At 31.4% G+C, this 19,640-nt stretch carries 18 protein-coding genes; 7 read left to right on the top strand and 11 right to left on the bottom strand.

Annotated elements, in window-relative coordinates; all coding sequences use genetic code 11:
* Positions 1-135 precede the first annotated feature (135 nt).
* The 5 genes from miaA to ABNT65_RS06335 form a co-directional block, all read right to left on the bottom strand.
* Positions 136-1,044, bottom strand: a complete 909-nt coding sequence (gene miaA, locus ABNT65_RS06355; RefSeq protein WP_348747460.1) for a tRNA (adenosine(37)-N6)-dimethylallyltransferase MiaA — start codon at positions 1,042-1,044, stop codon at positions 136-138.
* Positions 1,044-1,859 (bottom strand): ion transporter, encoded by an 816-nt coding sequence (locus ABNT65_RS06350; protein WP_348702953.1) that lies wholly within the window; start codon positions 1,857-1,859, stop codon positions 1,044-1,046. Before ABNT65_RS06350 ends, miaA begins: the two co-directional genes overlap by 1 nt.
* Before the next feature lie 71 nt (positions 1,860-1,930).
* A complete protein-coding gene (locus ABNT65_RS06345; protein WP_348747459.1) occupies positions 1,931-2,620 on the bottom strand; it encodes a cyclase family protein in 690 nt (229 codons plus the stop codon).
* Positions 2,621-2,623: 3 nt separating this feature from the next.
* Positions 2,624-3,175: an acyl-CoA thioesterase gene (locus tag ABNT65_RS06340; protein ID WP_412766844.1), complete on the bottom strand. Its 552-nt coding sequence runs from the start codon at positions 3,173-3,175 to the stop codon at positions 2,624-2,626.
* Positions 3,159-3,557, bottom strand: coding sequence for a 6-phosphogluconate dehydrogenase (locus ABNT65_RS06335; RefSeq protein ID WP_348738369.1), 399 nt, complete (start codon positions 3,555-3,557; stop codon positions 3,159-3,161). Before ABNT65_RS06335 ends, ABNT65_RS06340 begins: the two co-directional genes overlap by 17 nt.
* 179 nt (positions 3,558-3,736) lie before the next feature.
* Between ABNT65_RS06335 and ABNT65_RS06330 the strand changes: the two genes are divergently transcribed.
* Together ABNT65_RS06330 and ABNT65_RS06325 are read left to right on the top strand one after the other, a co-directional pair.
* Positions 3,737-4,555, top strand: a complete 819-nt coding sequence (locus ABNT65_RS06330; protein WP_348747458.1) for a choice-of-anchor V domain-containing protein — start codon at positions 3,737-3,739, stop codon at positions 4,553-4,555.
* Positions 4,556-4,645: 90 nt separating this feature from the next.
* Positions 4,646-5,821 (top strand): GlmU family protein, encoded by a 1,176-nt coding sequence (locus ABNT65_RS06325; protein WP_348747457.1) that lies wholly within the window; start codon positions 4,646-4,648, stop codon positions 5,819-5,821.
* A 49-nt stretch (positions 5,822-5,870) separates the two neighbouring features.
* On the opposite strand, the gene ABNT65_RS06320 is transcribed toward ABNT65_RS06325, so the two are convergent.
* From ABNT65_RS06320 to ABNT65_RS06305, 4 genes are read right to left on the bottom strand one after another with little or no spacing between them, the layout of a single operon-like run.
* A complete protein-coding gene (locus ABNT65_RS06320) occupies positions 5,871-7,619 on the bottom strand; it encodes a M14 family metallopeptidase (RefSeq protein ID WP_412766863.1) in 1,749 nt (582 codons plus the stop codon).
* 9 nt (positions 7,620-7,628) lie between these two features.
* Positions 7,629-8,600: an energy transducer TonB gene (locus ABNT65_RS06315; protein ID WP_348747455.1), complete on the bottom strand. Its 972-nt coding sequence runs from the start codon at positions 8,598-8,600 to the stop codon at positions 7,629-7,631.
* Positions 8,601-8,613: 13 nt separating this feature from the next.
* Positions 8,614-9,066: a pantetheine-phosphate adenylyltransferase gene (gene coaD, locus ABNT65_RS06310; protein WP_348702945.1), complete on the bottom strand. Its 453-nt coding sequence runs from the start codon at positions 9,064-9,066 to the stop codon at positions 8,614-8,616.
* A gap of 51 nt (positions 9,067-9,117) precedes the next feature.
* Entirely contained in the window at positions 9,118-10,089 is a 972-nt protein-coding gene (locus ABNT65_RS06305; RefSeq protein WP_348747454.1) for a D-alanine--D-alanine ligase, read from the bottom strand.
* Positions 10,090-10,316: 227 nt separating this feature from the next.
* Between ABNT65_RS06305 and ABNT65_RS06300 the strand changes: the two genes are divergently transcribed.
* From ABNT65_RS06300 to ABNT65_RS06290, 3 genes are all read left to right on the top strand, one after another.
* Positions 10,317-10,898 (top strand): PASTA domain-containing protein, encoded by a 582-nt coding sequence (locus tag ABNT65_RS06300; protein WP_348738374.1) that lies wholly within the window; start codon positions 10,317-10,319, stop codon positions 10,896-10,898.
* 11 nt (positions 10,899-10,909) lie between these two features.
* The gene (locus tag ABNT65_RS06295; protein WP_348702942.1) at positions 10,910-11,947 is read left to right on the top strand and encodes an RluA family pseudouridine synthase; all 1,038 of its coding nucleotides are present in this window, start codon (positions 10,910-10,912) and stop codon (positions 11,945-11,947) included.
* Positions 11,948-12,150: 203 nt separating this feature from the next.
* Positions 12,151-12,921 (top strand): hypothetical protein, encoded by a 771-nt coding sequence (locus ABNT65_RS06290; protein WP_348702940.1) that lies wholly within the window; start codon positions 12,151-12,153, stop codon positions 12,919-12,921.
* A 658-nt stretch (positions 12,922-13,579) separates the two neighbouring features.
* On the opposite strand, the gene cmk is transcribed toward ABNT65_RS06290, so the two are convergent.
* Together cmk and porQ are read right to left on the bottom strand one after the other, a co-directional pair.
* Positions 13,580-14,269, bottom strand: coding sequence for a (d)CMP kinase (gene cmk / locus ABNT65_RS06285; RefSeq protein WP_348738376.1), 690 nt, complete (start codon positions 14,267-14,269; stop codon positions 13,580-13,582).
* A gap of 40 nt (positions 14,270-14,309) precedes the next feature.
* The gene (porQ, locus tag ABNT65_RS06280) at positions 14,310-15,359 is read right to left on the bottom strand and encodes a type IX secretion system protein PorQ (RefSeq protein ID WP_348738378.1); all 1,050 of its coding nucleotides are present in this window, start codon (positions 15,357-15,359) and stop codon (positions 14,310-14,312) included.
* Positions 15,360-15,534: 175 nt separating this feature from the next.
* Here porQ and ABNT65_RS06275 point away from each other — a divergent pair, with 175 nt between their 5' ends.
* Positions 15,535-17,745 (top strand): gliding motility-associated C-terminal domain-containing protein, encoded by a 2,211-nt coding sequence (locus ABNT65_RS06275; protein ID WP_348738380.1) that lies wholly within the window; start codon positions 15,535-15,537, stop codon positions 17,743-17,745.
* A gap of 6 nt (positions 17,746-17,751) precedes the next feature.
* On the top strand, positions 17,752-19,617 hold the full coding sequence (locus ABNT65_RS06270) for a PorP/SprF family type IX secretion system membrane protein (protein WP_348702936.1): 1,866 nt from the start codon (positions 17,752-17,754) through the stop codon (positions 19,615-19,617).
* Positions 19,618-19,640 lie beyond the last annotated feature (23 nt).

Below are 19,640 nucleotides of genomic sequence, written 5' to 3'. Positions count from 1 at the left end.
TAAATGTAGTAATAAAATAACCCTATATATAGCCAAAATCCCTCTAAAAACAACAATAAAAGAATAAGCGTTGTAATATGAAGAATAAGAGCATAAAAATAAGAATTAAGGAATAAAATTAAAATAAGTATTGCTTTATTGGGATAAAAATGTGACAATGGCATTAATAATTTGATTTACATCTTTTTGAAAATCAAACCATAATATGTTTTTGTCTTTCCTAAACCATGTTCCTTGACGTTTGGCAAATCGTCTCGTATTTTTCTTAATCTCTTCAATAGCAAAATCTAAAGAAAATTCACCATCAAAATGAGAGAATAATTCTCTATAGCCAACAGTTTGTAAAGCATTTAAATGTTTATGAGTATATAAACTTTCAGCTTCTTTTAATAAACCAGCTTGCATCATAATATCCACTCGTTTGTTAATACGGTCATACATAATTTCTCTATCAGCTGTTAAGCCAATTTTAATTACGTTAAAATTACGAGGTTGCTTGGGCTTGTTTTTATACGAAGAGTAAGTGTTTCCTGTACCAATACAAATTTCTAAAGCACGTATTAAACGATGCGGATTATCAATAGCAATAGTATTGTATGCTTCAATATCCAATTCTTTTAACTGTGCTTGTAAATGTATAATTCCTTTTTCCTCAAGCTGAGTAGTTAAATCTTTACGTATTTCAGTATCCACATCTGGAAAGTAATCTAAACCATTAATAACAGCATCTACATACAAACCACTACCTCCAACCATAATTTGTATAGGATTCTTTTTAAAAAGAGTATCTAAAGTACTGAGAGCATCTTTTTCAAATTGACCTACATTATAATCGTCAAATACACTTCTATTTTGAATAAAATGATGAGGAGCAGCTGCTAATTCTTCAGTATCAGGAACTGCAGTTCCAATGGTCATTTCTTTATAAAATTGACGGGAGTCACAAGAGATAATTTCACAATTAAAATGTTGTGCTAGCTTAATACTTAACGCTGTTTTTCCAATGGCGGTAGCACCTACTATAGTAATAAGAGTGTTTGTCATTAATCGTGTAATTTATTACCACATTGATTGCAAAATATAGCATCATCATTGTGTTGTTCGTGTGAACAATGTGGACATGATTGCGTGTTTAAGTGAATATCACTTTTGGTCATTTCAGAAGTCACAATTCCAGTGGGAACGGCGATAATACCATAACCCAAAATCATGATAATACTTGCAATAAACTGACCTAAAGGTGTATGTGGAGCAATATCTCCATAACCAACCGTAGTTAGTGTTACAATTGCCCAATAAACACTCCTAGGAATGCTTGTAAAACCATTATCTCCGCCTTCTATTAAATACATTACTGTACCAAGGATTAAGCATAAAATCAGTACAAAAAATAAAAATACCGCTATTTTAGCTCTACTTGCTTTTAATGCTTTAATAAAATTATTAGATTCACCAATAAAACGAGCTAACTTTAAAATTCTAAAGATTCTTAATAAACGCAAGGCTCTAAGAGCTACTAAACTGTGTGTTCCAATAAAAAAAATAGAAAGATATTTAGGAATTGTTGATAGAAAATCAATAATTCCATAAAAGCTAAAAATATATTTACTTGGTTTTTTTATAGAAATAATACGAAGAATGTATTCTACAGAAAAAAGAATAGTTAACACCCATTCACCAATGTTTAATAAAGCTCCATATTGAGATTCAATACTAGCTACACTTTCTAGCATTACAAAAAGTACAGATGATAAAATTGCGATTAGCAGTATAATATCAAACAGTTTACCAGCAGGTGTGTCAGCTTCATAAATTATTTCATGAAGTTTTTCTTTCCAGTTTTTTGATGTACGATTCAAAGGCTAATTTTATTAAACATAATATTACAAAAGTATGTTTTTGTATTAGGCTAAACAAATAATGACAGTTCTTAAAAAACAGCTATAGCTCTTACTGGAGAACCAGTACCTCCTCTAATTTTTAAAGGGAGTGCAATAAATTGAAACCTTCCCCGTCCAATAAGCTCGTGAAGATTAATCATATTTTCATAATGGGTAAACCCTAATTCTCCACAAATATGATGTACCTCTTTATTTGATATTTTTGGAACTCCTGGTGACATGGTTTCTACACCAAAGGCTGCAATTTTTTGTTCACCAAGCCATCTAGCACATTCAGCTGTAATACCAGGACCATTTTTCCAATTTTCAGTATTAAAATGTTTTCTATAATGATTGGTGTATAGTAAAACAGTATCTCCCTTTTTTATTTGTAAACCAGTTTTAGCTAAAGTTTCTTTTATTTCATTTGAAGTAATTAACTCACGTAATCCTTTATTAGAAAAATCAAGGCAAATCCCTTCCGTATAAAACATAGAAAGTGGCATGGTATCTATAGACTTTCCTTTATGTTCTGCTGCCATATGGTTTAAAGCATCAACATGAGTACCTGTATGTTCACCTAGCTCTAATTTATATACGCTTGGAGTATTCGTGGTAGGGTTTTCAATACCATTCCACTCTTCATGGGTATTATGTACGGACATTTTAACTTGAGGCAGTCCATTATAAACAGGCATTCCCTCAAAAATATCCTGACTTAAATCAATAATTTCAGGCATGTATTATAGTTCAATTTTAACGTTGTAGTTTTCTAAATCTTTTATGTAGTTATCAGGAATAAAATGGTCACTGTCAAATTCTTCTTGACGTATCTTTTTCATTTCTATACGTTTAATAGCTTTTAAAAAGCGACGTATTTCAATATCGTCATTAATAATAATTCCAGGAACGGGCACACTATTTCCATGTTCATCTTTAGAAACCATAGTAAAATAAGAAGAATTACAGTGATTAACTTTTCCTGTTTGTATGTTTTGAGACTCTACTCGTATACCTACTACCATAGAAGTTCTACCAACATAGTTTATAGAAGCTTTCATAGTGACTAACTCACCAACTTCTATTGGGTTTAAAAAATCAACAGTATCTACAGAAGCAGTCACACAATAAGTTCCCGAGTGTTTAGATGCACAAGCAAAGGCTATTTGATCCATTAAATTTAAAATATAGCCACCATGAATTTTTCCACTAAAGTTAGCGTGTGAAGGAAGCATTAATTCCGAAATAGTAATTCGGGTGTCTTCAACCTGTTTAAAATTATTCTGTTTTATCATTGTCATCTTCTTGGGTAAGACCTCTAAAATGTGGAGAACTTTCTTCTTCTACTTTAGTAATAAAATATTTAGTATCTCCCAACCAGAAAAAAGAACCAAAACGTTCTTTGTAATGAACTTTTACATACCTACCTTGAAATTTTTGCAAGTTTTCAATTACTTTTTTCTTATTGTCTTCTACAGAAAAAGAAAAAATTTGAGCACCTGAAATTCCTTGACTAATTTCTCCTTCCCAAGTTTTAACCATAACACCTTTATAACTAATTTTTATGAGTTCACCAGATCTAACACCTTCACTATAAGGTATAAAGTAAATAAAGGCATAATAAAGAGCTGCTATTAAAGTAATGATGGCTAGTATAAGAACTAATATTTTTTTCATAAATATATTTTTACGAGGTAAAGATAATTATAAAAATGTAAGGTAGGGTTTTTTTTGCGACAACTGTCGTATTAATAACATCAGTGTTGAGTTGAAAACGTTGATAAAAAAACAGTTTCTATGTTTTAATTTAATAAAGATGTTAGTAACGTAAACAAAAACTTAAACATTTAACAATTATGAAAAAAGACTACTTATTCAAAGCTACTTTATTAGCTCTTCCAATAACTGCTTTTTTACTATTATCTTTTTCTGGAGGTAGGACTAATGCTTACTCTGGATCTCCAGGTGATATTGCAGCAAATGGAGGGGATGCTGACAAATCAACGTGTATACAATGTCATTCTGGACCATTAATAAAGGATCAAAATATAACAGTAACAACAAATATACCTACAGCAGGATATGAGTTAAATACAGAGTATGATGTGACTATAACACTTACAGGAACTGCATCAGCTGCTGCTTCTGGTTTTCAAGTAACTGCAGAAAAGGATTCAGATAATGCTAAAGTAGGGACATTTGCTTCTGGAGGATCGGATACTCAAGCAGTAAATAGTGGAGAAAGAGCAACACATACAAGTAGTGGAAATGGACAGCTATCATGGACGGTAAAATGGACTTCTCCAGCAACAAACGAAGGAAAAGTAACATTTTATACTTCTGCCATACAAGGTAATGGAAATGGTAATACTGCAGGAGATTTTGTTTTAACAGCTAACTCAGGTTCAACACCAGTATTAGGTATTGCTCAAGAGAATAGATTAGACTTTGCATTGTATCCAAACCCAGCTAAAAATAGTGTAAAGATAGATTTACCATTAGCAGCTAATAATGCAGACGTACAAATCTATGACTATACAGGTAAATTAATACAAACACAACAAATATCTTCATTACAAAAAGAAGTAAATGTACAAGAATTACCAGCTGGTATGTACTTGCTTAAAATTGCTTCTGGAGACAAGTTAGGTGTAAAACATTTTGTTAAAGAATAAGGAAAAATTAATCTATATTTTATTAACCGATTGTTATCATAACAATCGGTTTTTTATTGTAAGTTTGTTCTACTGGAAATTGAGAATTCTATGAATTATATATTATTTGATGGTGATGTAAGAAATGCATTATTACCATTTACGTATACCAAACCTGTCGCTGATATTAGAGTAGGAATACTTACCATTCGTGAAAAATGGGAAAGATTTTTAAGTTACACTACCACAACAATTACTGAAGAATATTTAGAGGAAAAATACCCGATGGTAGAAATGGCTGAAAATGTGCTGTTAAATGCCTCTTTTTTACCAACTAAGCGATTAGTTGAGATGGTAAAAAGTTTGTCTGTAAATCAAGCCATATTTAAAGGAGAAGATGTTATTGCTTTTCATACTACGGATTCACAAGAAGAAGTAGAATTTGCTAATTATGAGCAGATAGAGTTTGAAGAGGAGATTATTCAAATTAGAAATACATGGGATATTTTCTCTTTGAATGATAAAGCAATAAAAGCCGATTTTGATTTGATTACTGAAGGAAGAACTTCTGAACCAATACCAGAAACGGTAAATTGTATTAACAGAGAAGCTATTTTTATTGAGGAAGGTGCTGAATTGACCTTTGCTACCTTAAATGCATCTAAAGGACCAATATACATTGGGAAGAATACAGTAATAATGGAAGGCGCTTTAATACGAGGTGCTTTTGCGCTTTGCGAGAATTCAGTAGTAAAAATGGGCGCAAAAATTTATGGAGCAACTACTATAGGACCTAATTGTAAAGTAGGAGGAGAGGTTAATAATTCTGTGTTATTTGGATGTTCAAATAAAGGGCATGAAGGTTATTTAGGAAATTCGGTATTAGGAGAATGGTGTAACATTGGAGCAGACACGAATAATTCTAACCTCAAAAATAATTATGCGGAAGTTAAATTATGGAATTATGAAACAGGAAGATTTGCCAAAACGGGCTTGCAGTTTTGTGGTTTAATGATGGGAGATCATTCTAAGTGTGGAATTAATACTATGTTTAATACAGGAACCGTTATTGGGGTTTCAGCGAATATTTTTGGAAGTGGATTTCCAAGGAATTTTGTGCCATCATATAGTTGGGGAGGCGCTTCTGGTTTTACTGAATATAAAACGAATAAAGTATTTGAGGTAGCAGAAGTAGTAATGAAAAGGAGAGGTGTTGAGTTTGATGAACGAGAGAAAAAAATACTAGAGCATATTTTTGAAGAAACTAAAAAGTATAGAAATTACTAATAAAAAACCTCGCAATTAGCGGGGTTTTTTATTAGTAAGCCAAAAGCAGTTATTCTACAATTTTAAAAATAGGCAAACGTAAATGAGCTTCCTCATAGTGAGGAGTTTTGCTATACACAAAATTTAACTGAGCATAAGGATCCTTAGCAAAAGTTGAATCCATTTTAATTTTATGATCTAACTTTTTCTTAATGTCTGGATTATTCTTTAAAAAAGAAGCAGCAATGTCTTCAAAAACATAAGAAGAAAACCCTTCTTTACGTTGTAAAATAGTATCAAAAAAGTTCCAATTGAAAAAAGAATCTATAGCTTCTGCCTCCATAGTTTCTAATAAATAACGAATCCCTTCCTGATGTGTTGGGATATAAAGATCGCCAGTTTTAAAATGAACCTCTTTAGTAGATTTTTTTACAGTTGTATTATAGTGTAAGTAATGACCTTCATAAGCCATTTTTCTAGTATCAAAACTATTTATGTGTTGTACTTCAACCTTAATAGTTGTATCTTTTTTAAAAGTAGTAAAAGCTATGTGGTTCATTTTTAATCGGTCAATAACTTTATGCCATCCTTGTTTTAAAATATATGCTTTAGGGATAGTAACTTTTTTAATAGGTAAAAACTGATTATAATAATGTACAGGCTTATTGTAAGGTTTAGAAGCATCATATAATAACCGTTTACCATTAGTAACCTTGCTGTCTATGTATGTTCCTTCATAACCTCTAAAATTAAGCTTAGTGGGGTTATTCTTATCCACTTTATAATGGATAGGATATGTTTTTTGTGCAATTATTTCTTGAGTAGCATTGGTTCTTAACTCTTTAATTCGGGCATTATTTTCAACAGAAAAGTCTAAAGCAGAAAAAAGAAGTTCATAGGTTTGTTCCACTCTAATTTTATAAGGTTTTAGCATGTGTGTTTCAACCATTAAACCTAAAGTGTTAAATAACGTAGTATAACCTGTAGAATATCTGGGAGAGTCAAAAAACTGTGACCAACCTTTTTCAGGAGTCGTTCCCCAAACATTCACGTAAGGTGTAATAGGTATATTTTTGGTTTCTAATGAGCTTTCTATATAAGGACGCATTTCTTCCTCTAAGTACTTCCCTAAAGAGTTCCCCAGTTTGTTATGTTGTGTAAATAAATGTGTAATGGCGTATTGATAATCTGCACCATTACTAACATGATTGTCAATAAAAACATCGGGGTTTAAAGTGTGGAAAATAGTAGCAAAGCTAGCCGCATTTTTAGTGTCTTGCTTTATGAAATCTCGATTAAGATCGTAATTCTGCGCATTACCTCTAAAACCATATGCTTTAGGGCCATTTTGATTGACTCTAGTATGTGAGTTTCTATTTAAAGCACCTCCAATATTATAAACAGGAATTATTCCAATCAAAGCATTAGCATATTTGTTCTTTAAAGAATCGTTTTGAACTAAGTTTCTTAGTAATAACATAGAAGCATCAATACCGTCGGACTCACCAGGGTGAATGCCGTTGTTGATTAATACACGAGCTTTCGTAGAACTTTTTAAATCTTTTAAAGTAGTTGCTCCTTTGGTATTGAAAATTACCAAATGTAATGGTTTTCCAGAATCAGTTATACCCATTTCAAAAAAAGAAATTTCAGGATATACTTTAGCTAAATTCTTATAAAACTGAATAATGGCATTATATTCAGGAGTCTCAGTTCCGTTAGATTTTTCAAATAAAGTTTTAAATCCCGTATTTACCTGTGTAGAATTTTGTTTGCAGGCATATAAACAGATGAATAGAAGTAAGGTTAGTTTTTTCATCATTCTACATTATAGTGTTAAAGGGATGCTGTATCTTATATTAATATTTTTACCTCTATACTTTGCAGGTTTCCATTTTCCCATACTTTTTACAGCTCTAATAGCTTCTGCATCGCAGGGTTGACACAGTTTTTTAGCAACTTTAATATCGTCTAAAAGCCCCTTTTTAGTAACTCTAAAATTAACTATAATTTTACCAGCTATATTGTTCTTGACAGCATATCTAGGCATATTAAAGTTTTTTATTATATGTTTCTTTATGCTTTCTTGTCCTTTTCTATAACGAGGTTGCTTAAAAACTTGTTTATATTTATATGTTTTACCATTTTCATCCCAGCTTGTACCAGATTTTAGTTTACCTCTTATATAGTACTCTTCAAACTGTGTTTTTCCATTTTTTATTTCTGTAAACTTACCATGTCTCAGTTTCTTTTGATAAGAACCTTTATAAATAGTTTTTCCTTTTTTAAATTCAAAAAAACCAGTACCATCAGTTATTGTTTGAATTCCTTCTCTATCCCAAAAATTAAGTACTTTATAGTGTTTAAAGTTTTTAGCTAAAGTTATATTTTTAGGGTAAAAACGCTCTTCTCTAATCTTTCCATTTTGATACCAGAATTTCCATGTGCCTATTTTTTTTCCTTTGGCTTTAATCCCTTCTTTTTGCAGTTTTCCATTTTTATGAAAGGTTTTAAATTCTCCATCAGAAGAGTTTAAAGTTTCCAAGATTTTAGTTCTAAAACTGGCATATAATCTATATGATAATTTTAATGTATCGGAAGGAATAAAATTATTTACTTTATAAAAAGTAATTTCATTAACATTTTTTATTTTTTTAATTATAGAATAGGAGGTTGCTTTGTTTTTGTATTGTGTAATAATACCTTTTTCATAATAAATAGTATCTCCTGTTTGATAATTTTGAGCATTGATAATAAATGAAATAGCATAAAATGCTAGGAAAAAATGTAACTTTTTCATATATAGTTAAAATTTAAACTCTCACAGCATCAGGAACCAAGCCTGTATAATCTCCATTATTTCTAATAACATCACGAACAATGGAAGAAGAAATATAACTTTTCCCAGAAGAAGTTAATAAAAATACTGTTTCAATCTCTGATAACTTACGATTGGTATGTGCAATAGCTTTTTCAAACTCAAAATCAGCAGGATTACGTAAACCTCTTAAAATAAATTCAGCATTTTGTTCTCTACAAAAATTAACGGTTAAACCGCTGTAGGTAACCACCTTTATTTTAGGTTCATGTTTAAAAGTCTCTTCAATAAAACGCTTACGTTCTTCTAAAGAAAACATGTATTTTTTATCAGCATTAATACCAATAGCAATGATTAACTCATCAAATAAAGTAACACCACGTTCAATAATATCAACATGACCTAGAGTAATAGGATCAAAAGACCCTGGAAAAATAGCTTTTTTCATTAATTAAATATTGTATAGTTGGTTATATTTTTAATTTTATAATAGTATATTCTAACGTAAAGCAGCTTCAATGGCATTACCAAATAAATCAGTTAATGAAATACCATGTATGTTGGCTTGTTGAGGTAAAATACTCGCTTCGGTAAGTCCAGGAACTGTATTCATTTCTAAAAAATGAGGTTCATCATTCACTAAAATATATTCAGAACGAGAAAAACCGCTCATGCCTAAAATTTCATACACCTTTTTAGAAACTTCTTTAACACGTACTTCTTGTTGTTTTGTTAATCTAGCAGGAGTAATTTCTTGTGATTTTCCTAAATATTTAGCCTCATAATCAAAAAAATCATTTTCAGAAACAATTTCTGTAATAGGTAATACGATAACCTCTCCTTTGTATTCAATAACACCTACAGATACTTCTGTCCCGTCTAAAAAACTTTCAATTAAAATTTCAGAATCTTCTTTATACGCTTTTTCAATAGCAGGATTTAATTCCTCTTTAGTATGGACTTTAGAAATACCAAAACTAGAACCAGCATTATTTGGCTTCACAAAACAAGGAAGTCCTACTTTTTCAATAATTGCATCTTCAGAATATACATCTCCTTTATTAAAATAAACAGATTTAGCTGTTGGGATTCCATAGTGTTTTACTACACTTAAAGTATCTCTCTTATTAAAAGTTAATGCCATTTGATAAAAAGGAGCAGAAGTATGCTTTAGGTTTATTAAATCAAAATAAGCTAAAAGACCTCCATTTTCTCCAGGAGCACCATGTATAGCATTAAAAACACAATCAAATGTTATTTTTTGCCCTTCTCTTACAAAAGAAAAATCGTTTTTATCAATAGCAAATTCAATCCCATTTTCTACCACTACCCATTTTTCAGGAAGAATATGTACCTTATAAGGTGTGTAAATATCTTTATTTATATGATTAAAAACCACAGTACCACTTTGTAAAGAAATCTCTACTTCAGAAGAGTATCCTCCCATGACCACAGCTATGTTTTTTTTCATGTTTTGAAAAGCTTTAAATCTTAGAAATGATTGTTTAATTGGTATTACAAACTTACCAAAAAAACTTCTTACAAAAAGATTCCTGTGTATTAAAGTGAATGGAGGTTTTTAGAATGGAGTATAATGATTATGAGCTATGAATTAAAGTTAAATTAATAATCATAAAAAGGAATATATAAAATCTATTATTTTTACAGTAAATTTGTTTCGTCTTACAAAAAATCTATATGAGTAATTTTTCAGAGAATATTAAAGGGTTATTACAGTTTTTAAAAAGCAAAACGTTTTTAAAACAATTAGGTATTGCTATAGTAAGCATTTTTGCATTTGTGTTTTTATTAAAATGGTGGTTAGGTTTAACAACCAATCACAATCAAAAAATACAAGTACCAGATTTACAAAAAATGTCATTAGCAAATGTTGAGCAGAAACTAAACGAACTAAACTTAGATTATATAGTAATTGATAGTGCTAGTTATAACCCTAACTTTCCTAAAAAGTCAGTAATGGAGCAAAACCCCGAAGCAGGAGATTTTGTGAAAGAAAGAAGAAAAATTTATTTAACGCTAAACCCATCCAAATATAGAGATGTTGAAATACCTGATTTAAATGGACGTACTCGTAGGCAAGCTACTACGCATTTACAATCTATAGGTTTTAAAGTAGGTAATGATGTTACTTGGGTTAGAGATTTAGGAAAAGATGTAGTAAGAGGACTAAAACATAAAGGAGCTAAAATTAAACCAGGAACTAAATTACCAAAACAAACAACTATCAATTTGATTTTGGGAGATGGAAATGGTAACTAATTATTGATTGAATGCAGGAAGATACAACGCCAGAAATTGGAAATGATGATTTGTATGAACACTATCGCTTTGTAGCCACTGAAGGACAGGTGCCGCTAAGAGTAGATAAGTTTTTAATGAATTTTATAGAGAATGCTACTAGAAATAAAATTCAACAAGCAGCAAAAGCAGGTAACATATTAGTAAATGAAGTTGCAGTAAAATCTAACTATAAGGTAAAACCTAAAGATGTAGTTAGGGTAGTATTAGCATATCCACCACATGAAAACTTATTAGTAGCTGAAGATATACCTATTAATATAGTATATGAAGATGACCAAGTAATTGTGGTAAATAAACCACCAGGTATGGTAGTACATCCTGGTCATGGAAATTATTCAGGTACTTTGGTAAATGGTTTAATTCATCATATAGAAAATTTACCTAATAATAGTAGTGATAGACCAGGGTTGGTACATAGAATAGATAAAGATACAAGCGGTTTATTAGTGGTAGCAAAAACAGAGTTTGCTATGGCACATTTGTCTAAACAATTTTTTGACAGAACTACGGAACGTTTATACTATGCGTTAGTATGGGGAAATGTTGAAAATGACGAAGGAACGATAACAGGGCATATTGGGAGAAGTTTTAAAGATAGAATGCAAATGACTGTTTTTCCTGAAGGAGATTTCGGGAAGCATGCCGTGACTCGTTATAAGGTAATAGAACGTTTTACGTATGTAACTTTGGTTCAATGTAAATTAGAAACAGGTAGAACACACCAAATAAGGGCACATTTTAAATATATTGGACATACGTTATTTAATGATGAACGCTATGGTGGAGATCAAATATTAAAAGGAACTACATTTTCTAAATACAAACAATTTGTAGATAATTGCTTCAAGGTTCTTCCTCGTCAAGCATTACACGCAAAAACATTAGGGTTCACGCATCCAACTACAGGAGAGTTTATGCAATTCAATTCTGAAATTCCAGAAGATATAACTGATTGTTTAGAAAAATGGCGTAGATACTCTAAGAACTCAACAGAAGAAAATTTATAAGGAAAAAGTTTTGATTAGTTAATCTATTGATTAACATTAATATAACGTTTAGTTGTTATTGGTGTTTAATTTGAGTAGTATTTTTAAGAAGCTAATTAACAGATAGATAATTAATTGAGTAGCTACAGTCTGTGTGTTGATTGGTTTAAGAGAAACCTGAAAATCTTTAAAAGAGTAAGGAACTAATCAAAAACTTTAAAAAAATGTCAAAAATTAATTGGAATCAAGGAGGATTAATCACTTTAAACCAAGGTGATACTGCAACATGTACAGGAAACTTAAATAACGGACAGTTATATGGTTTGTTTTTTTATAATGCAGCAGGAAATGATGCTACTACTACTGTAATTGTTACAGGAGCGCAGTCACAAGAGCCAGTTTTAGTTAAGGTTCCTGGTACTACTCAAAATGAAGGATTAGCAGCTTTATGTTTTGTAGATGGAAGTAAAACAAATACAGTTTCTATTGCAATTACACAAGGAAACCCAGGAGCTAACATTCAAGCTTTTATTTGTAGTGTAAAAATGCCTTTAGATACTAATGGTATTAATAATGAAAATTTACCATTAGATGGTCAATTACATCCATTTAATAAATTCACTCGTTTCTATTCAGTTCCTGCTTCTCACTGGTATGCTGGGCAAATTCAAAGTGATATTAACCAATTTATCTCTGTACAATTTGAAGAGCAGAGAGCTAAGGTATTTATCGTAAATGCAACACAAAGTGCTTTACAAGGAAATCCTGATTTCATTAGTTATTTAGGTGAAGGAACTAAGGATTTAGTAGAAGTTAAGCCTTCGGCTACTCAAGAAGTTTCATTTACTTTACAAGGAAATGGAAGACAATTGGTGTGGATGAATGCTGACAGTACTCAAAATAGTAAAGATGCTACTATTTCAGTACAATCATTAAGTAACGTATATGAAGCTAGTAGATTAAGTGAGAATAACTTAATTGAAGAGTACGCTTAAAATATAATGTAGTAACATTTTTTATAAAGCACTGGTAGGTTTTACCAGTGTTTTTTGTATTGTACAACTTTTAAGAAGATTTTAGTGTCTTAAAAAAACTGTGAGTTTTTATTGGCGCAGCCAAAGGGTATCCCGATGCTTGCCTCGAAATTAAACTTATTATCTTATTAAATACCTCGTGGGCTAACCCCAAGGTGGTTTACTAGTAGATAGATACACTATTACTTCCCTTCCTGATAAATTGTTGCTATCCTTCTCGAGATATCATTGCTGTCCTTTCCGAGGCATCATTGCTGTCCTTCCTGAGACATTGTTGCTGTCCTTTTCGAGACATTGTTGCTGTCTTTCTTGAGACATCGTTGTTGTCCTTCCCGAGACATCGTTGCTGTCCTTCCCGAGACATCGTTGCTGTCCTTTTCGAAACATCGTTGATATTCTTCATGATGTTTTTTATTATTTCAGTAATATGAGTTCTTTCTTATTAAGGTTGATTATCTATTTTGAATTAGTTTTTTACAACCTAAGAAAGTAGTAGTAGTAGTTTCTAAAAAAATAACCTTTCTGAGAATTAAATATTCGATAATAAGTGTAAGAACTTATTAAATACTCAATTCTCAGAAAGGTTTAAAATAAGTTAAATTATGATCTCTGAGCTTTTTTATTGAATTCTATCATTAACTAAGCGCATGATTCTTTCAAATTGTTCTTTAAGTCCCATGTCAGAATTATCAAACTCAATAGCATCATCAGCCATTTTTAAAGGAGAGTCTTGTCTGGTAGAATCAATGCGGTCACGCTCTTGAACATTATGTAAAATGTCTTCATAATTTACTTTGTCACCTCGGTCAATTAATTCTTTATAACGTCTTTTAGCACGCTTGTCAGCAGAAGCAGTCATAAATAGTTTAAGTTCAGCATTTGGGAAAACAACAGTTCCAATGTCTCTACCATCCATTACAATACCTTTGTTAATGCCCATTTCCTGTTGTTCTCTTACTAACTTTTTTCTAACTTCTGAAATGGTAGATACTTTACTAACAAGTTTAGATACCTCTAGAGTTCTAATTTCTTTTTCAACATTAGTGTTGTTTAGAAACATTTCAGCGTAACCTAAGGACTCATTAAATACAAATGAAAGTCGAATGTTTGCTAGATCATTGATTAAATTAGAGGGGTCAAAATGAGTAGGAGAGATGTAGTTTTTTTGCATGGCGAACAAAGTAACTGCTCTATACATTGCGCCTGTATCAACATAAATATATCCTAATTGTTTAGCTAACTGTTTAGCTATAGTACTCTTACCCGTAGATGAGTAGCCATCTAGAGCTATTGTAATTTTCTTTGCCATTTTACAGTGTGAATAGATGGCAAAGATACATTAGTTAGTTTTAATATATGGTAGGATTTTTACCTTTTACACCTTTGTCTAAATCAATTTGCAAACTAAAGGTACTTACGTTAGACGCAGAGTGAAACTTAGAATAAGCATAATTAAGTTTTATTTTATTCATTTTTAAACCAAAACCAAAAGATAGGCCTCCAAAAGAACGAACATTTTGTAGTTGTAGTTCTTTACTTCTTCTAAAGTTATACCCTAATCTTAAATTAATTGCACTATCAGGAAATAATTCTGCGCCAATAATTACATGTCTAAAAGCATTGTCTAAAAAAGAAACTTCTTCTTGGGTTGTATTCCCTTCTAAATCGGTAGTTTGATTGGATGGATTAGCTACGCCTACATTCCATTTTTGTAAATTATCAATCGTTAAATACCATTTTAAAGGTACCTTTTCTAATTTATAAGAAGCACCTAGTGCAACTTCAAAAGGTAGTTTTTCCTGAGTTCCATTAAAAGATTTTAATTGTGTACCTAAATTTCTAACAACTAAAGCCAAAATATAAGGTTTAGTAGCACTATAATATGTAATACTTAAATCTAAAGCAATTCCAAAAGAGGAAAAAGAATCTATTCCAGAATAAATAAACTTAGCATTAGCACCATAATAGAAATCACTTTTTGGGATATTTCTAGCATATCCTAATGAAAAAGCAATATCATTGGCATTAAAATTACCTAATTCATTACCTTCTTCATCAGCTCTAATTAATTCGCCGTAATTTATATACTTAATACTTCCGTGTAAAGTTTCAAAGTGTTTGTTAATTTCATGCGCATAAGAAACAGAGCCTATATGAATTCCTGATAAGTAGCTTGTGTAATTCACTGAAAGTTGATTGTGTAATACATTGCTTATTGTGGAGGGATTCCATATAGGTTGATTAACATCATCTATTAATGTTAAAACTTTGCCTCCTAAAGCAACTTGACGTGCAAATGTAGAGGTGTTAAGGAAATTGTAAGTGCTTTCACCTCCTGTTTGAGAAATTGAACAAAAGCTGCTAAAAATAAAGACAAGTGTAAAAAGAAATCTGTTCACAGTTAATAATAAATGTTACTACAAAAAACGTAAAAATTATTTATTATTTTATACCACTAGGGGGTTTTCTTGTAAAATTGATTTATATTTTTTAACTTCCCCTGTGGTAAAGTCGCTTTTTTTGATTGTTTTTTTTAAAAAAAGTGTAAATTTGAACTCCCTTAATACCCCTTAAATGAGTAAAGTATTAGCTAAGTGCTTGAAAACATTATTAATAGCAGGGATTCTGCTTATAAATACAAATTTGGCATCTCAAGATTTGCAGAAGCCAGAGTTGGGGTTTGGTGATGCATGTAATAGATCTGGTAATACTGATTTTAATTTAACATTTAGATATACAACTACACCATTTAATGCTGATAATCAATTTATAGTAGAACTATCAGATTCTGACGGGGTTTTTGCAGACCCAGCACCTAATTTAGCAACAATTGTCAATCAAAATGCTAATTTTAATCAAATACCAGTAACTTTTCAATTACCAGAAGGTACTTTTGGAGAAGGGTTTAGGGTGCGTATACGAGCAACTTCACCGGCAATGGTTAGCCCAGTTTCAGATGCTTTTGCGGCTTACGACATGGTTGATGTAGGTTCACTTTGGATAAATGATAATGCAGCTACAGAAACAATATGTGGTTCAGGAGGTGCCAACTTAAAATTAAATACAGATAATGAAGGTGTTTATGAATGGTATAGGAATAGAACTATTTTAGTAGCAACCACAACATTACCTGAATTAAATGTTACTGAGGCAGGTACTTACGAAGCTAAAGTAAACTATGGAGCTTGTGGTTATGTAGAGTCCTTTTTAATTAATGTAGTAATAATAGATACAACCAATGCTCAAATAGAAGGAAGTTCTCCTGTAGAAATATGTGCGGAAGAAGCGCATACCTTCACAGCAACAGTAGATAACCCTGCCTTTACCTACAATTGGTATAAAGATGGTACACTGGTGTCTACTTCTAATTCACATACCTATACTACACCTGATGATGGAGGACAATTTGGTACGTACCAGTTAGAAATTGTGTCAAGTGGTTGTTCTGCAAGATCTCAAGAAGTTGTACTACAACAAAAAGCTACAGCAAGTTTCACTATAACTAATCAACTGCCAATAAAAACAGTATACTTACCAGGTGAAGATAGAGAGTTGACTGTTACTATTGAGCCGTCAACGGCAACAATAGCATCAATAGTATGGTTTAGAAATGGAGAAGAAATAATTGGAAGAACTGGAGCAACCATTGTGGCAAGACAACCAGGGGAGTATGTTGCTAGAGTTACTGAAACAGGAGGAGCTTGTTCTTTTTCGTTAGACTCTGAACCTTTTATTTTATTAGAAACAACATCTTTAAATACAGAAATTAGAACAGCAACAGATTATGAAGAGTGTAAGTCGGCTAGTACTAAACTTTTAATAGTAGGTATAACAGCTACGGGTGAAGATGGTAATACGTATGATTTAACTGATAAACAACTAGAAGCATTGACATATCAATGGTATAAAGATGATACAGTAATACCAGGACAAACTCAAAAAGAATTAGATGTCGCTTCATATTTAGAAAATGGAATGTATGACTTAGAAGTAATTGCTGGACCAAGTTTAAGCAATAAATCTAATAAACTTGACGTTAAGTTAACAATAGAAGATCCAGAAATAACATCTACATCAAGTTCAAACTCCTTATGTGATGGAGGTACAATAACTTATACATTCCCTGAAGTTATTACTGGTTTTACCTATACATGGTTTAAAGATGGTACAGAATTAACATTAGCAGATCCAAAAATGTTAGAAGTGACAGAGGTGGGAGAATATATTTTACGAATAGAAGGTTTTGGTTGCTCAAGAGATTTAGCACCAATAAATGTAATACCTTTTGATGACTCTGCTGTACAGATTACACCCTCAGAAAAAGTAGTGTTAGTTTTAGGAGGTTTTACTACAGTAACTGCAAGTGGTGCAAACTCTTACGAGTGGCATGATGATGCTACAGGAGATTTATTATCATCAAATGAAACATTAGAAGTAAATAAAATAGGATTTTATACGTTAGTAGCTACGGTTGATAATTGTGAAGTGAGAAAAACTATTGAAGTGGTAGAGCAAGATGATCAAATAATTGTACCTAATATAATATCTCCTAATACACAGGATGGTATTAATGATACATGGGAAATATCAAATAGGTATTCTTTTCAACCTACTGTAACAATAGCAATATACAATGCTAACGGAACAGAAGTATATAACACAACCGAATATAAAAATGATTGGCCTAATAATGAAGTAGAATTAGGGAATCAGAGAATTTTTTATTATAAAATCATAAGAGACAGTCAGCTAATAAAAGCAGGAAGTATCTCGGTTATAGATTAAGAAAATATGGTAAAAAAATACACTATGTATATCTTTTTGTTGATTAGTACTTGTGCAATGTCACAAGTTTCTAGCAATGGAGAAATATATAATAGTTTCACTTCACGAAACTTTATGAAGTTTAACCGTTTTTTAACGGTACCAACTTTTTCAGCTTTAAGAGAAAATAAAACATCTATTAGTGCAATAGTTAGAAATAGTTTTGTAGAATTTGAAGATTCTCCTAAGCTATACCTATTAAGTTATTCTGGTAAAATGCGTGAAAATGTTGGAGCTGGTTTAGCCATTTATCAACAAGAAATAGGTGTTTTTAAAGACTTTGGAGCAGTTGCCAATTATGCACATAGAATGCAATTAAATGATAATTTAGATTTAACATTCGGATTCAATGTATTATATAGCAGAAGGAGTGCGGATGGATTAAAAGTAAATTCGCAGGTGCCAGATCCAGCATTGAGTAATTTTCAAGACATTCCAATTGTTAATTTTCAGCCAGCAGTAACGCTTTCTTTCGGGAAATTTGATGTAGGTGTGTTTCTTGAGAATCTCGTAGATTTTAATTTGAAAGACCAGAAGATGGCTACGCAATTCTCAGAGAAGACATTTTCAGGTCATGCTATGTACACATATGAGTTTACTTATGCTAGTGGAATATTTGAAGGAGCAGACTTAAGAGTTTTAGCCTTAGCTAGAAAGCCAGGAGATGCTGATTTTGGATATGGAGGTAACGTGATTTTTGATTTGCCTAAAGCAGGTTGGTTAAAAGCAGGTTATGATAAGCAATATGGAATATCAGCAGGATTAGGAGTTAATCTATCAGATAGGTTATCAATAGGTTTTTCGTATGAAAAAGGTGATTTTGCTTCAACTAATGAAATAGGAATTATATATAACCTTGGTGAGAAATCTTTTACAAGAAAAAGACCAGTAAGAAGACCTGTTGGGAATGTAAGTGTGAAACTTCCTGAAAGAAAACCTAAAGCTGATTATAAAAACCCTGAACACAATGAATTATCAGATGAAATTCAAGAAGCTTATGATTCTATTAGTATCTTAAATAAGAAAGTTGATGAGATATTGAAGATATTAAAGAATAGACCAAACTCAACAGTAAACACAATAAAAACACCAGTAACAACAACTCCAACAGAAGTTGTAACTACTGATGAAACTGAAGAAAAAGACACTTCTTTAAGAAGAAGAAAAGATACACCTTGGAGAGAAAGTACAGTGACTCGTTATAGAGGAACTGGAGGAGGTACAATGTATTATGTTGCTGGAAATCAGTTTAGGAATAAAGATAATGCAGAAGCGTATATTGAAGAAAAGAAAGTAAAGTTTGAAAGAGAAGGCTTAGAAGCAAAATATGTTTATGATCCTAAAACGAAATATTTCTATGTATACTTTGATAGATTTTCAAGAAAGAAGGATGCAGAAGAAATGACTGATGAGTTTAAAGACAAGAAGTTATTTGATGGAGGAGATGACATTTTAGGTTTATCGAACAAAAAAACATATAAAGAAGGAGTTTACGTAGTAAAAATAACGCTAGGTGGCGGAGGTAAAAGAGAAAGTTATCAAGTACGTAAAAAACAGTCTCCTGCAAGAGTGTTTAATATGAGAAAAACAGGCGACTTGCAAGAAGGGTATTACTTAGTAGTAAATGTATTCTCTAAAAAACCATATGCAGATAAGTTTTTAGATGAACTTAGAAATGATGATATACCTGCGGATTATTTTGTAAATCCTAAAACAGGACACAGACATGTATATATATTAAAAACTGATAGTAGAACTGAAGCTATTAACTTGTATAATAATAACTTAAATGGTTCTTACTATGATAAAAAATCAATAATAAATATAAAATAAAACTAAGACCAAGTAAAATAGTA

The organism is Tenacibaculum sp. 190524A02b, assembly GCF_964036645.1.
In the GTDB taxonomy this organism is placed as follows: Bacteria; Bacteroidota; Bacteroidia; order Flavobacteriales; family Flavobacteriaceae; genus Polaribacter; species Polaribacter vairaonense.
The sequence above is the reverse complement of the archived record's forward strand: the minus strand, read 5'-3'. Positions and strand labels throughout refer to the sequence as shown.

Coding starts and splice junctions, on each gene's coding strand:
- ABNT65_RS06330 (WP_348747458.1), top strand. CDS start 3,737: ATGAAAAAAGACTACTTATTCAAAGCTACTTTATTAGCTCTTCCAATA.
- cmk (WP_348738376.1), bottom strand. CDS start 14,269: ATGGCAAAGAAAATTACAATAGCTCTAGATGGCTACTCATCTACGGGT.
- coaD (WP_348702945.1), bottom strand. CDS start 9,066: ATGAAAAAAGCTATTTTTCCAGGGTCTTTTGATCCTATTACTCTAGGT.
- ABNT65_RS06300 (WP_348738374.1), top strand. CDS start 10,317: ATGAGTAATTTTTCAGAGAATATTAAAGGGTTATTACAGTTTTTAAAA.
- ABNT65_RS06345 (WP_348747459.1), bottom strand. CDS start 2,620: ATGCCTGAAATTATTGATTTAAGTCAGGATATTTTTGAGGGAATGCCT.
- ABNT65_RS06275 (WP_348738380.1), top strand. CDS start 15,535: ATGAGTAAAGTATTAGCTAAGTGCTTGAAAACATTATTAATAGCAGGG.
- ABNT65_RS06305 (WP_348747454.1), bottom strand. CDS start 10,089: ATGAAAAAAAACATAGCTGTGGTCATGGGAGGATACTCTTCTGAAGTA.
- miaA (WP_348747460.1), bottom strand. CDS start 1,044: ATGACAAACACTCTTATTACTATAGTAGGTGCTACCGCCATTGGAAAA.
- ABNT65_RS06320 (WP_412766863.1), bottom strand. CDS start 7,619: ATGAAAAAACTAACCTTACTTCTATTCATCTGTTTATATGCCTGCAAA.
- ABNT65_RS06335 (WP_348738369.1), bottom strand. CDS start 3,557: ATGAAAAAAATATTAGTTCTTATACTAGCCATCATTACTTTAATAGCA.
- ABNT65_RS06315 (WP_348747455.1), bottom strand. CDS start 8,600: ATGAAAAAGTTACATTTTTTCCTAGCATTTTATGCTATTTCATTTATT.
- ABNT65_RS06340 (WP_412766844.1), bottom strand. CDS start 3,175: ATGATAAAACAGAATAATTTTAAACAGGTTGAAGACACCCGAATTACT.
- ABNT65_RS06290 (WP_348702940.1), top strand. CDS start 12,151: ATGTCAAAAATTAATTGGAATCAAGGAGGATTAATCACTTTAAACCAA.
- ABNT65_RS06295 (WP_348702942.1), top strand. CDS start 10,910: ATGCAGGAAGATACAACGCCAGAAATTGGAAATGATGATTTGTATGAA.
- ABNT65_RS06270 (WP_348702936.1), top strand. CDS start 17,752: ATGGTAAAAAAATACACTATGTATATCTTTTTGTTGATTAGTACTTGT.
- ABNT65_RS06325 (WP_348747457.1), top strand. CDS start 4,646: ATGAATTATATATTATTTGATGGTGATGTAAGAAATGCATTATTACCA.